10 protein-coding genes are annotated in these 14713 nt (G+C 39.4%); 9 read left to right on the top strand and 1 reads right to left on the bottom strand.

Going from position 1 to position 14713, the window contains the following annotated elements; all coding sequences use genetic code 11:
- Window positions 1-26 precede the first annotated feature (26 nt).
- Window positions 27-815 (bottom strand): DeoR/GlpR family DNA-binding transcription regulator, encoded by a 789-nt coding sequence (locus AC6CHV_RS16225; protein ID WP_121445644.1) that lies wholly within the window; start codon window positions 813-815, stop codon window positions 27-29.
- Window positions 816-1107: 292 nt separating this feature from the next.
- Here AC6CHV_RS16225 and AC6CHV_RS16220 point away from each other — a divergent pair, with 292 nt between their 5' ends.
- The 9 genes from AC6CHV_RS16220 to AC6CHV_RS16180 all read left to right on the top strand — a co-directional run bounded on the left by AC6CHV_RS16220 (window position 1108) and on the right by AC6CHV_RS16180 (window position 14705).
- Entirely contained in the window at window positions 1108-1779 is a 672-nt protein-coding gene (locus AC6CHV_RS16220; RefSeq protein WP_498079222.1) for an aspartate/glutamate racemase family protein, read from the top strand.
- On the top strand, window positions 1776-3272 hold the full coding sequence (locus AC6CHV_RS16215) for an FGGY family carbohydrate kinase (RefSeq protein ID WP_498079221.1): 1497 nt from the start codon (window positions 1776-1778) through the stop codon (window positions 3270-3272). Before AC6CHV_RS16220 ends, AC6CHV_RS16215 begins: the two co-directional genes overlap by 4 nt.
- Before the next feature lie 32 nt (window positions 3273-3304).
- Window positions 3305-4222: a ketose-bisphosphate aldolase gene (locus tag AC6CHV_RS16210; protein WP_498079220.1), complete on the top strand. Its 918-nt coding sequence runs from the start codon at window positions 3305-3307 to the stop codon at window positions 4220-4222.
- Between the two features lie 85 nt (window positions 4223-4307).
- Window positions 4308-5468 (top strand): Gfo/Idh/MocA family protein, encoded by a 1161-nt coding sequence (locus AC6CHV_RS16205; protein ID WP_498079219.1) that lies wholly within the window; start codon window positions 4308-4310, stop codon window positions 5466-5468.
- 15 nt (window positions 5469-5483) lie between these two features.
- Window positions 5484-6557 carry a Gfo/Idh/MocA family oxidoreductase gene (locus tag AC6CHV_RS16200; protein ID WP_498079218.1) on the top strand — a complete coding sequence of 358 codons (1074 nt, stop codon included), beginning with the start codon at window positions 5484-5486 and terminating at the stop codon, window positions 6555-6557.
- A gap of 413 nt (window positions 6558-6970) precedes the next feature.
- Window positions 6971-7723, top strand: a complete 753-nt coding sequence (locus AC6CHV_RS16195; RefSeq protein ID WP_498079217.1) for a TIM barrel protein — start codon at window positions 6971-6973, stop codon at window positions 7721-7723.
- A gap of 36 nt (window positions 7724-7759) precedes the next feature.
- Complete coding sequence (locus AC6CHV_RS16190; protein WP_498079216.1) at window positions 7760-10978, top strand: FAD-dependent oxidoreductase; 3219 nt, start codon at window positions 7760-7762, stop codon at window positions 10976-10978.
- Window positions 10979-10981: 3 nt separating this feature from the next.
- On the top strand, window positions 10982-13405 hold the full coding sequence (locus tag AC6CHV_RS16185; RefSeq protein ID WP_498079215.1) for a glycoside hydrolase family 38 N-terminal domain-containing protein: 2424 nt from the start codon (window positions 10982-10984) through the stop codon (window positions 13403-13405).
- Window positions 13406-13700: 295 nt separating this feature from the next.
- A complete protein-coding gene (locus AC6CHV_RS16180) occupies window positions 13701-14705 on the top strand; it encodes a substrate-binding domain-containing protein (protein ID WP_498079214.1) in 1005 nt (334 codons plus the stop codon).
- Window positions 14706-14713 lie beyond the last annotated feature (8 nt).

Here is a 14713-nt window from a genome sequence, read left to right as displayed (position 1 = left end):
ATCCATGTAGGGGAATTTCATATACCTTAGCCTTCTTCATTTGTAGGAACAACGATTACTTCAATACCCGTCTTTTTAATGACATCTAATGCTTGTTTATCTGCAAGGTCACTCGTAATAAAAATATCAATATCATTAAAGTTACAAAATGTCGTGAGACCGGTCTTTTGTAATTTACTATGATCTGCAAGTACGACTCTTTTTTGTCCAGCAGAAACCATTGCTTTTTTCATCTCGGCTTCATACAAATCAGAGCTTGTAAATCCTTGTTTCAACGAAACCCCAGAAGCTCCTAGGAAAACATAATCTGCATTATATTTTTTAAGCTCTGCTTCAGCCTGAGGACCAACAGTACTTAATGAGTTTCTTCTTAGTTTTCCACCGAGTAAGTAGATGGATGCGGATTCACTTTTTGTGCATTGTTCAGCGATATTCATGGCGTTTGTTATGATCGTTAAGCGTTCTTTATCTGCTATTCCTGATGAGACATGCCATGTTGTTGTCCCTGCATCAAGAATAATCGTTTGTTCCGATTGAATGAGTTCAGCAGCCTTTTTACCGATTAAGGCCTTTTCATTATAGAAATGTTGCTGTCTTTCATGAATCGGCATCACGAGAGGATTTGACTGATATTTTTTTGCTAAAATGGCACCTCCATAATATTTTTCAAGGTACCCTTCATTTTCTAACTGATTTAAGTCACGCCGAATTGTTTCCTCCGAAACATTAAATTGATTCACAAGCTCGGCAACCTTTACAGAATTATTCTTAAACAATAATTCCTTTATTATGTTTCTTCTTTCCGTTGCGATCACGGTTTAAACCTCATTTCTTAAGATGTTACAACCCAATATAATCATATAGTTCTTGGTTCATGTGTGTCTTTCTGTGGAGTTGGTTGGTTTTAAAAAGTAGTTAATCGTGTTGCTTATATCATAAAACGAATACGAATATAATACAAGATAATATCCTTTATGAAAAGAATGAATGAATCGGTTGACTGGCTAATCGTTTTCAGACATAATGAAATTAAAACCAACATAAAGATTCATAAATCCACAACAAACCAAATCCTTGTGTTTGTTTTTGAAAAGGGAGAGTGTACCTGTGAAATATAAAATTGCTATTGTACATACTACACCGGTGACAATTGAACCGCTTAAAAATTTATTGACTGGGAACGTTCCTAATTGTGAAATTGTTAATTTTGTTGATGATTCTATACTACCGGAGTTAATTGAAAATAATGGAGATATTACAAAGGTAGAAAATCGATTAACCCAGTACTATCAATTTGCTGAACAAGTGGGAGCTGATGTTATTCTTAACGCCTGTTCTTCCGTAGGGGAGATCGTTGCAAAAGGGCAGCAAATGGTAGGGATACCTATTGTAAGAATTGATGAACCCATGGCTGAAAAAGCAATCCAGAATGGTAAGAAAATTGGAGTCGTTGCAACCCTTGCTACGACATTAGATCCAACCATTACATTATTAAAAACAAAGAGTGCAGTGCTAAATAAAGAAGTTGAACTAACTTCAAAAGTAGTGAATGATGCTTACCAACGCTTACTAGTTGGTGATAAGGATGGTCACGATCAAATACTAGCTGACGTCTTAACTGAAATGGCGATGGAGGTTGATGTTGTCGTATTAGCACAGGCATCCATGGCTCGCGTTGTTTCAACCCTTCCTGCTGATCTACAAGAAAAGTTTTTATCAAGTCCAGAATTAGGTGTCGAAAGAGTAAAGAAAACGTTAGAAGGGCAATTAACAAAATGAGTTTACTTGGAATAGATATCGGTACGACGAATATTAAGGCAGGATTATTTACACATGATGGCAAGTTAATTCGTCTAGCAATCTACCCAAATCAAAGCTATAAAAGTGATGAAATGCATTCTTATTATAAACCTGATCAAATGTGGGATGTGGTTACACGGGCAATTCAAGAGGTAACAGATCAGCAAAATGATCCGGTTGCTTCTATAGGAATAACGAGTATGGCAGAAAGTGGCTTGCTTATTGATGAGAAGACTGGCGAGTATCGGTCTGAAATCATTCCGTGGTTTGATCGAAGAACGGAAGGGATTGTAGAAGAAATTGAAAAGGAACTTAATCCCGTTGATCACTTCAAGAAAACCGGCTTGCGTAATTCCTATAAGCACGGTTTAGCCAAATTAGTATGGTTAAAGAGGAAATATCCCGATTTGCTAAAAAATGCAAAATGGTTATCTACCTCTGACTTCATCGCATATAAATTGACAGGTGATATGGGAACCGATTACTCATTAGCGGCCAGAACATTTGCCTTTCGTATCGATCAAAAAGCATGGGATATTCCATGGATACGACATTTCCAGCTTCATGAGTCCATCTTCCCTGAGGCAAGACCTGCTGGGGTGAGGGTAGGTGTGGTTTCAACAAATGATTTTAATGCAATTGGACTGAGTAAAGGCACCCCTGTGGCTGTTTCAGGACATGATCATGTGTGTGCCGCCTTAGCTGTTGGTGCTGTTCAACCGGGGATTGTGTCCGATTCGATTGGTACAGCTGAAACAGTAGTAGGATCCTTTAATGAAAGGGCTTTAACCAAAAAAGACTATGAATCAGGATTCAGTTTTGGCTGCCATGTTTTATCTGGCCAATTCTTTTGGATGGGTGCCATTCAGTCATCTGGTGGTTCAGTCGAATGGATAAGAAGTCAGCTTTCTACCGAACGATTATCCTATGAAGAAATTACAACACTTCTAGACAACACACCGAATGAACCTACGGGCATATTGTATTTCCCATACCTGGCAGGAAGTGGCACGCCTCGGCCTAATCCTAAGGCAAAAGGAGCTTTAATCGGTTTGAAATCAAGTCACCAAAAAGGGGATCTTATAAAGGCTCTCCTAGAGGGAACCGCATATGAGTTTGAATTGATAAAGAGAACGATTGAATCGCTGGGGCTCTCAAAGATGTCTACCGTTATTGCAGTAGGCGGTGGTACGAAAAACAAGCATTGGATGCAAATAAAGGCAGATGTGTCCAATTGTTCCTTAATTGTTCCTTCCATATCTGAATCAACTTTGCTAGGAGCAGCAGCCATTGCTGGACTTGGATGTGGGATCTATAAGGATGAGTCGGAAATGTTTGGGTATCTCAACAACCATAATCAGGAACGAATTGTACCAAATGAAAATAATTACCGTAAATATCGCCATCTATTTGAGGAAGGGTATTTACCACTACAGGAACCACTAAGGAACCTTTATCAGAAGGATTTATAATTTAACTTTAAATGACGAGGGAGTTTTTTTAAATGAATAGTGTCAGACAGAAAAATATTATCACGCTAAAGACAGCATTAGAACAGGCAGAAAAAGGAGGATATGCAATTGGTTCTTTCTCTCCAAGATACACGGATATGATTCTGCCGATTCTAAGAGCGGGACAGCAAACACAATCCCCATTGATTGTACAGATTTCACAAAAAGAATTAGAGAGGTATGGAATTACGCCATTTGAATTCGGTGAGGTCTTTTATCAAACGATGAAAGACGAAAATATTACAGTTCCGACTGTTCTCCATTTAGATCACACGAAGGATTTCCAAGTGATCAAAGATGCAATTGAAGCAGGATTTACATCTGTCATGATTGATGCATCCGAGCACAACCTTGAAAAAAACATCGAAATTAGCGCAATGGCAGCAGAATATGCACACTCTAAGGGAGTATCTGTTGAGGCTGAACTTGGGATGATTGGTACCACTGATTTTATTGAAACTGATCATGACGAAGAGTTATATACAAATCCGGATGAGGCGTTAAAGTTTGTAACAAAAACGAAGGTTGATGCACTTGCAGTGTCCGTTGGGACTGCACATGGTGTCTATAAGGTTAAAAAACCAACCGTTGATCTTGAACGTTTAAAAGCAATCCGTTCTTTAACCCCAGTCCATTTAGTTCTACATGGAGGATCTGGTGTTCCAGCTGAAATGATTCAAGCGGCTATGAAACTACCAAATGGCGGAATTAGTAAAGTCAACATCGCAACCGATTTAGAACTAAGCCTACTTGGTTCACTTGGTCGAGAAGAAAGAATGACAAATCAAGAAGCAAAATCCTTACCAAGCGATAAAAAACAAACAGGACAATTGGCCGTTCAGAAGACTGTTATTGATAAAATTGAAAATTTCTTAACTAGTGACAAGCGCGCACTTGATTTCCAAATTTAATGTGACTACGGATCGTGATCTTGCCAGTTTATCCGATGCACTTCTTTAATATTAGGTAATCTAAACATAGGAGAGGAGAGTTAGTATGGTTTCTCGAAAAATTCGCATAGGTATGATTGGGTATCAATTTATGGGGAAAGCGCACAGCCATGCCTACCGTGACTTATCATTTTATTTTGAACATGGTATTGAACCTGTCTTGCAGGCGATTGCTGGTCGAAATGAGGAGAAAGTCAAAAAAGCGGCGAAACAAATGGGCTGGCTTTCGTATGAAACCGATTGGAGGAAACTGATTGAAAGAGACGATATTGATTTAATTGATATCGTTACTCCAAACAACACCCATGCAGAAATCGCGATCGCTGCAGCGGAAGCGGGCAAACATGTATTATGTGAAAAGCCGTTAGCATTGACTGTTGAACAAGCAGAAAGAATGTATGAAGCAGTTACGAAAAATAAGGTCATCCATATGATTACGCATAATTATCGCTTTGCGCCAGCCGTTCAATATGCAAAAAAATTGATTCAAGATGGTCGTTTAGGAGAAATTCGTCACATCCGTGCAACCTATTTGCAAGACTGGATGATGGATCCGAATTTTCCACTAGTTTGGCGCCTTCGTAAAGAAGTTACAGGAACAGGAACCCTTGGTGATATCGGGGCACATAGCATTGATTTAGCAAGGTTTTTAGTTGGAGAAATCGATGAGGTTATTGGAACGATGAAAACCTTTGTAAAGAAACGCCCTGCAGGAGAGATGAGTGGTGGTCTATCTGCAAAAATCGAGGGTGAGCAACTGGCAGATGTTGATGTAGATGACACAGCAGCATTTCTTGCGCATTTTGAAAATGGGGCATTAGGAGTTTTTGAAGCAACTAGATATGCGGGCGGAAATCGCAATGGAAATCGTTTCGAAATTAATGGTTCTAAAGGGTCGCTTCGTTGGGATATGGAAAAGATGAACTTATTAGAGGTTTATTTCGAGGATGATGAACCAGGGCTACAGGGATTTAGAACGATTCATTGTACGGAAGAACATCACCCATATGCAGGTGCTTATTGGCCGGCTGGTCATGGTATAGGTTACGAGCATACCTTTATTAATCTATTATCTTGCTTTATGGATGGGATTGAAAAGGGAGAGTCACCATCTCCTAACTTTAGAGATGGCTTAATCAATCAGCGTATATTGGAAGCGGTTGTAGAATCAACCGAAACTAGAAGCTGGGTTAAGATCCCAAACTAACATCGGAGGTCAATCATGCAAAAACTTAAGGTTGGAATTATCGGCTGTGGAAACATTAGTAGTATCTATTTCAAAAATTGTCAAACCTTACAATCACTCGAAATTGTTGCTTGTGCAGATTTAGATCTTGAAAGAGCAAAGGATAAGGCAGAAGAATTTAGTATTAAAGCTTATAGTGTAGAAGAAATGTTAGCTGATTCAGAGATTGATATTATAGTTAATCTCACGATTCCAGCTGCACATGGACAGGTATCTATACAGGCCCTTGAAGCTGGCAAACACGTGTATACAGAAAAACCACTTGCCATTTCTCTAGAAGAGGGGAAAAGAGTTTTAGAGTTAGCGGATGCGAAAGGCTTACGTGTTGGCGGAGCGCCAGATACTTTCCTTGGTGGCGGTATTCAAACAAGCATTAAACTCATTCAGGACGGATGGATTGGAAGACCCGTTGCAGCGAATGCATTTTTCATGAGTAATGGGGTAGAAGAGTGGCATCCTAATCCAGATTTCTTCTATAAAACGGGTGGTGGACCAATGTTTGACATGGGACCATACTATATTACTGCACTCATTTCTCTTATTGGTTCCGTAAAAAGGGTAACAGGTTCGGCGAACATTTCGTTTGCAGAGCGTGTAACACCTGAAGGACGCAGAATTTCAGTTGAAATTCCAACCCACATTGCTGGAGTACTAGATTTTGAGAATGGTGCTGTAGGTACATTGGTGACAAGTTTTGATTCATGGGGAAATAACCTCCCTAGAATAGAAGTATATGGGGAACATGGAACACTAAGTATTCCTGATCCGAATACTTTCGGAGGACCAGTGAAATATCGTAGAAAAGGCGAAAAGGAGTTCAAGGAAGTACCATTAACACACGGATACCAATCAAATAGCCGTGGCATTGGGTTAGCAGATATGGCCGAGGCAATCTTAGAAGATAGGCCACACCGTGCAAATGGCAACTTAACCTATCATGCACTAGAAATTATGCATGGATTCCATATCGCATCTGAACAAGGAAAGCACTACCATTTAACTAGTACAGTAGAGCAACCGGAACTTTTGGAAATGACAAAGAAATTCTAAAAGACAATTATTCTATCAAATAAAAGGCTGTGTTAATGGTCAATGTTGATATTTATACTTTGTTGATTGGAGTGAAGGTACGAGATCCTCGAAAATGCTGGCATTTTCTTCGTGCGGTGTAGTTTCAAGGAAGCAAATTCAACGTCCTGCGGGAAAAGCGTGTCCAAGGGAGACCCCGCAGGAGCATAGCGACTTGTCCAGTTGCAGCGGCTAGAAACTCGAGAAATTTCAACTCCTCCTTCAGAGGCAAAATACGCCTCTTTGTCAGAGTAGCCAATTTTCTCATTTCTGTGCAAGCCGCCTCCACATTTCGTTGAGGAGGCTTCCGGACCGCCCGCGAAAAAGCGAGTACATGCAGCGGAAATCAACAATCTTGTTTAACAGAGCCAAATTAAAAAAGAGTGGTGAAGGAAATGGAAATCGGATTACAGCTTTACTCTGTTAGAGAAAAGACGGATAAGGACTTGATTGGAACAATTAGACAACTTGCTACATATGGGTATGAGAGTTTGCAATTTGCTGGTTTCTTTGGGACTCCAGCAGATCGATTAAAAGAAGTATTAGATGAAGAAAAGCTAAAGGTGGCAGGAGCACATATTGGTTTGCATCAACTTCAGGGAGATCAATTAGACCAATCACTAAGATATCATGAAACAATTGGAAATGATTTATTAATCTGCCCAGTGCTACCCCGTGAAATGAGAGAAACGGGGGATGATTATAAGAGGTCTGCTGAAATTTTAAATAAGATTGGTCAAACCTGTAAAGATGCTGGTTTTACGTTTGGCTATCACAATCATAACTGGGAATTTGAACAATTTGATGGAAAAACTGGTTTTGATTTGTTATTTGAAAACAGTGATCCGGAACTAGTTAAGATTGAATTAGATTGTTATTGGGCAAAATATGCTGGCTACGAACCGGAGGACATCATTCATCAATATAAAGGTCGTTGTGTCTCTCTTCATTTAAAAGATATGAAGATAGAAAAAGAGCAGAAAATGAGTACCGAAATTGGGTCAGGTTTGCTTAATTTAAGCCAATATATCAAAACTGGAAAGCAATATGGTGTGAAATGGTTTGTGATTGAACAAGAAGATTATGATCGTGATCCAATGATTGTTGCGGAATCTAATCTGAAAAACCTAAAAGCTCAACTAATCTAAAAATGGGAGCGTTCCCAAAGAAAAGGTGTTGTAAATATGGAGACAAGTAGAAATACATGTCCTGAAGAGACAACTTTCATCCTTCCAGAAAAAGATTTGCCAATATTGTATGATGTCGATGCTGTGATTGTTGGTGGTTCCTTTGCTGGTGTTTCTGCTGCAAGAAGGCTTGCCAAAAGTGGGAAAACCGTTGTGGTAGTGGAATCAAGAACGTATTTGGGACGAGAAGTCACTGCAACGCTTCGTCCTTGGCTAGCTGATTCCTTTATTACCAGTTCAAATGGTTATCCCGAAGTGATTGAGAATGTAATTCGTACAGGTGTCCAAAGGGACGGGGAAATGGCACTTCATCTGGACCGTGTCAAAACAACCCTAGAGGACCTACTATTAGAACATAACATTAAGTTGATATACGCAAGTTATCCAACAGAAATCCATGATGACGATAGCGGGAAAAAAATGCTGGTAATCGGTAATAAATCAAGTAGGCAAATCATTAAAGCAGAGATTGTAATAGATGCAACAGAGTCCGCTAGTGTATTACGTCTAGCTGGCGAACATTTCGAATTTACTAAAGAATTGAAACGCAATTTCCTAAAGACTATTGAATTGTACCGTACGGATGAAATCACCGATAAGACCATAAAGGTGCCAGCAGAATTAGGAATTGATGGTGACATTGTGTATGTACACCAAGGATATTTAGAAAAAGGCCATGTATTGTTGGAATTTAAACTTGCGATGGACGCATTGGATATTCAACAAATCGATCAACAAATGAAATATGAAGTGGCTTCTAGACATACAACCATTAAATTAGCGGAGTATCTCATTCAACATCATCCTGCTTTTCAACAGGCATATTTAGCAGCGTCGTCCTATGAATTATTAGCCATGGATATTCCTAGATTAAGCAAAGAGTGCAACCTCCCTGCTAGTAAAAATGCTAGTTTTTTAAAGAGATTAGAAGATTATACAAGTTCTGATGTTCGTATTTGGTGTTTGAATGAAAGTGCTCGAAATCCAAATGCTAGTAAATTGTTTTCAAACCCAGTGACTTCAAGTAAGTTGGGCGAAGAAATGGGTGAACAATTGGCTAAAAGTTGGGATTTGCTTCTGGAACTAAGTCAAATTGAAGAACACAAAGAAAGAAAGATAGCCGAGTTAACTTCAATAGATCACTATACAGTTGAAGAGATGGACCAACCTCAAGCAGGAAGAAACTATCAAAGAGCGCTTATCCAAGGACAGACTGTATCGGTTCTGCATCATGCAGATGTGTTAGTAGTTGGTGGTGGCACAAGTGGGGCTACGGCAGCGATTACGTCTGGGAAAGAAGGAATGGATACTGTCTTACTAGAAATGAACCCTGGTCTCGGCGGTACTGCGACACTAGGAGGAGTTGATAGTTATTGGTTTGGTAGAAGAGTCGGGTATAGTGAGCGAGTAACTGAAAAGGTGAATGAGGTTCAACAACGACTTAATTACAATAATCCAAAATGGAATATTGAAGCCAAAATGTATGCGCTCTTAAGTGAAGCCGAACAAGTCGGTGTGAAAACCTATTTTTACACAATAACAATCGGTGCCATTATGGATGGCAATCGGGTGAGAGGTGTTCTGGTAGCATCGAGATTCGGAGTCTTTGCGGTCTTAGCTGAAACGGTGATTGATGCAACCGGTGATGGTGACATTGCGGCATTTGCTGGTGCTGAATATGTTTATGGATCAGAACGCGATCATATCGTGATGTGGTATTCTTTAGCCCAATTTGCTAAGCCTGGTCGTACGCAAAATAACTTTACAAGTATGGTTCATATTTCGAATATAGAAGATTATACAAGGGCTATTTTAGACGGACGTAGACGGAAGCGAAAAAGGGAAATACATGATCATGGAATCTATGTTGCCTCAAGGGAAACGCGTCATATCTTAGGAGAGGCTGTCCTAACGCTGACAGATCAGTTAAGACATCGCCAATGGGAAGATGTGATTAATATTCACTTTAGTAACCATGACATGAAGGGGAAAAATGGTGCGGATTGGATGCACTTAGGTTTGATTCCACCGAATCTGGAAATTGAGGTACCATATAGAATTTTGTTACCGAATGGACTTGAAGGAATTTTAATAGCTGGAAAAGCAGTCTCCGCAACCCATGATGCGTTCGCCGCGATAAGGATGCAAGCGGATTTGGAGAACTTAGGTGGTGTAGTTGCTTTGGCAGCTGCGCAGGCTGTTCGCAATCATCAATTACCAAGAGACATTGATGTCAAGCAATTACAAAAACGATTAGTACGTGAAGGGCTTCTCCAGGAGGATGTGCTTACTCGGACAATTGTAAACAAGGAATATCAAGATGAGGAACTTGAAGAATTAGTAGATTCATTGACTGGTGAAAAGCCACTTTACTTGTATGCTGATATGGAAATGGATGAAGTCTATACAGATAAAATTCCGATTGTTGAAATTTGTACAGTGGGTCCTAGGATTATTCCATATTTGGAAAAAGCTTTAGATCATGCGATTGAAAAGGGAGACACCAAAAGACAAATAGTTCTTGCGCAATGCTTGGCGATGTACGAGTCATCTTATGGTATTCCCGTGTTAATTAGGGAGATTGAAAAAGAGTTAGGTGATCATGGATTACCAATAAGGGATAATTTGATCCGACACACCCAACTCCCACCTGATCAAGGCGCTATGCCTGACGTCGTATACTTACTTTACACGCTAGGGATGACAAGGGATGCACGGAGTATGCCTATTTGGGAAACAGTTGCTGAAAGGATAAATCCTTCAGAAGAAAGTTTAAAAGATATGTTAACAGGTACGTTTTATTATGTAGATGCAGTTTGTTACGGGATTGAGCGTTTAGCAGAACGAAATTGTATTCCTATTTTAGAGCGTTGTTATAAGCACAGTACCTTAAGTAATCAAACCCGCAAGGCAGGGGTAGAGGCAGATTACTTTAAAGAAAGACAAGCGATGCTCGATTTAAGTATTGCACGTGCTCTTGCCAGCTGCGGTAGTAAGCGTGGTTGTACAATTTTGGTTCAATACCTTGACGATGCTCGTTCTTTATTAGCCGAACAAGCACATTCTGAATTAAAACGTGTGACGGGTAAAGATTTCGGAAAAAACCAAGAGGATTGGCTAGCTTACCTTGCCTCTATTAACGAGGACATTCAGCCAGCTCCTGTCACAATCAAATTAGATATGGAAAATAGGCGCTATTCACACCAAGGAGGATGAACCATGAAAGAAAAAACGTTACATATGATTGGTAATGCTCACATAGACCCTGTATGGCTTTGGCAATGGCAAGAAGGTTTTCAAGAGACGAAAGCAACTTTTCGTTCTGCATTAGATCGTCTAAATGAATATGATGATTTTGTCTTTACCTCTAGTTCTGCTGTGATGTATGAATGGGTGGAACAAAATGACCCGAAGATGTTTGAAGAAATAAAGGAAAAAATCCAAGAAGGAAGATGGATTATTTGTGGTGGCTGGTGGTTACAGCCAGATTGTAATATTCCTAGCGGGGAATCCTTTGTTAGACAAGGTCTGTATGGTCAGCATTATTTCAATGAAAAATTTGGGGTAACGGCTAAAGTAGGATACAACGTGGATAGTTTTGGCCATGCGGGTATGCTTCCACAAATTCTACAAAAAAGTGGGATGGACCATTATGTGTTCATGCGTCCTGGACCACATGAAAAGGGACTACCGGGTCGTTTGTTCTGGTGGGAGTCTGACGATGGCTCTCGTGTGATGACTTTTCAAATCCCATTTGAATATACCACTTGGGGGAAGGATTTAGAGGGGCATATTTATAGATGTTCCAAAGAGATGAAGGAACCAGTAAATGATTTAATGAGTTTTTACGGTGTTGGAAACCACGGAGGTGGACCAACGAAGGAAAATATTGAGAGTATTAAACGTTTAAATGAGCGTGAAGACTTGCCAAACCTGGTATTTAGCTCTCCAAATAAATTTTTCGAAGATGTAAAAAGTCAAAATGTATCATTACCTACTGTCCATCATGATTTACAAAATCATGCGAAAGGCTGTTATTCTGCACATTCTGGTATCAAGAAATGGAATAGAGAAGCGGAAAATTTACTAATAAAAGCAGAGAAAATGTCTGTCATTGCGAATGCAACGACTGGTCAACCTTACCCAACTGACTTCAAACAGGCTTGGAAAAATGTCATGTTTAATCAATTCCATGATATCTTGGCGGGCACAAGTATTGAGGAAGCGTACGAGGATGCTAGAAATATGCATGGAGAAGCCATGTCCATTGCAGAACGTGGACTTAATAATGCAGTACAGTCCCTAGCATGGAATATTAACATTGAACAAGATGAAGCGATGCTTCCTATTGTTGTGTTTAACCCACATTCTTGGGATATTGAGACGAATGTTGAAGTAGAGTTTAATCGTTTAAAAGAAGATCAGATGCTCACGGATGAAATGGGACATGAGGTTCCTTTACAAGTTGTACAGTCACATGCAACAGCTAATGGTCGTAATCGACTGAGTTTTATTGCGAAGATTCCTGCATTAGGGTATCGGGTTTATAAGGTTGTATCCAATTCAAAACCGTCCCAATTTGATTCAATAAAGGCGAATGACTTTTGTTTAGAAAATGATCGTTACCGATTAGAATTTGATCCGAAGAGTGGTTTCATAAGCAGTCTTTTTGATAAGGATAAGCAGTTTGAAGTGTTTGCTGGCGATGCAGCGAAACCAATCGTCATTTCTGATTCTAGTGATACATGGTCACATGATGTTGTTCGTTTTGATGATGTTGCTGGTGAATTCAAGGCTAAAAGTATAAAACGTATTGAGCACGGACCAGTTAAATCGGTTATTCGTGTAATAAGTGAGTATGGCTCATCAACTCTCATTCAAGAATTTGCGATGTATAAAGGGTTAAACCACATTGATGTAAAAGTCACCGTGGATTGGAGAGAAAAGTTTAAAGCTTTAAAACTAAAATATCCGATTAATGTGATGCATCGTAAAGCAACCTATGAAACCCCTTATGGCCACATTGTTCGTGAAGCAAATGGAGAAGAACAAGTTGGTCAAAGTTGGATTGATGTATCAGGAACGGTCAAAAATACAGGTGCGCGCTACGGTTTAAGTATTGCGAATGATGCAAAATATAGCTATGACGTTGAAGGAAATGTAGTAAGCCTTACAGTTCTAAGAAGTCCGATATATGCTCATCATGATCCATTAATTCCAGACCCAGATGGGTATTATTCTTTTATTGATCAAGGAATCCAACATTTCCATTATTCTTTATTGCCACACGAAGAGAGTTGGGAAGAAGCTTTAACAGTAAAGCATGCAGCTGTATTAAATCAGCGTCCAGTTGCTCTAATCGAAACCTTCCATGAGGGTGAACTACCACAACAAGGGTCATATGTAGATATTGATCAGGATAATGTGATCATCAGTGCGATCAAACAAGCAGAGGATAATGAAGATATAATCTTACGATGTTATGAAACAAATAAAGTAGCTACAAAAGCAACCATTAAATTGCCAAAGTGGGATCGCGTAATAGAAGCTAGTTTTAAGCCATGTGAAATAAAAACATATAGAATTCCAAAGGATACTTCAAAACCAGTCATTGAGACCAATCTTCTCGAGTGGGAAGAGTAAATATGGATTTGTAGGCTTGGAGTCAGGTTGGCTCCAAGTTTATTTTTGGGTTATTTAAGGTTTGTTGTGGAGTTTATGTGACTTTTGTGTTGTTTTCTTGACGGATTTTGATAAAAAGTATTGCCTAAATTGTCAGAATTAGATAAAATACAAGTATAGAGTTCTTGGGAACGTTCCTACTTTTATTTAGGATTTATGTTTGTACACACTATTAAACTATCTAAATAAATATGGGAACGTTTTAATTCAGATGATAAGTAAGCGTTTTCTATTAATCGTAGGGAGAAAGAGAAATATGGGGAATCCAACAATTCATGATGTAGCAAGAGTTGCGAAAACTTCAAAAAGCACTGTTTCTCGGTTCTTAAATGGTTATGCCGTCAGGAAAGAGACAGAAGTGGCTTTAAGGACAGCAATTCAAAGTCTTAATTATCATCCTAATGTAAATGCTAGAAGATTGGTCAAAAATAAAACACGAGTGATCGGTATTGTTGTTGATGATATCGCGAATAACTTTTATGCAGATATATTTAGGGGAATTGAAAAGGTAGCAAATTTACATGGTTACCAATGTACATATTATAGCCGGAAATCAAACCTCCAAGGTGAGTTCGGGTTTATGAATCTCGCGCAGGAGAGACAATTTGATGGGTTAATCTTAATTAGCTTTTTAAAACTATCTAATGAGCTGATTTCGAGGCTTGAAGAACTTACGATCCCGGTTGTCTTAATCGGAGATGCAAACCAGAATGAGACGATCTTTTCTGTAGATATCAATAATGAACTTGGAATTAGGGAAATTGTCCGCTACCTTCATAGGATTGGACATGAGAAAATTGCCTATATTTCTGGTCCTGACGAGTTTTCTGCAACCTATTGGCGTAGGAAAGGGTATGAAAGTGAACTTAAGGACTTGGGGCTTGAACTAAACCCAGACTGGGTCATTTCTTCAGACTGGTCCGAATCTGGTGGACATCAAGCAATGAAGAAACTGCTTGCCATCCGAGGTATTACGGCCGTCATTGCTTCCAACGATGAAATGGCAATTGGAGCACTTCTTTGTGCAAGTGAATTAGGATACAAAGTTCCAAAAGATATTTCCATAGTAGGTTTTGATAATATTCCTGTTTCAAGATGGGTGAATCCACCTTTAACAACTTCAAAACAACCACTACTCAAAATGGGTGAAACCGCTGCAAAAGGATTAATTAAACAATTGAGTGGGGAAATGGAGGGGTTGTCCGGGCGACAACTGCTTGATCCTAATCTGGTAGTACGTCAAACATGCAGGAGTCTATGAAACAAAGA

It is taken from the genome of Ferdinandcohnia sp. GQ5, from assembly GCF_059759275.1.
The sequence above is the reverse complement of the archived record's forward strand: the minus strand, read 5'-3'. Positions and strand labels throughout refer to the sequence as shown.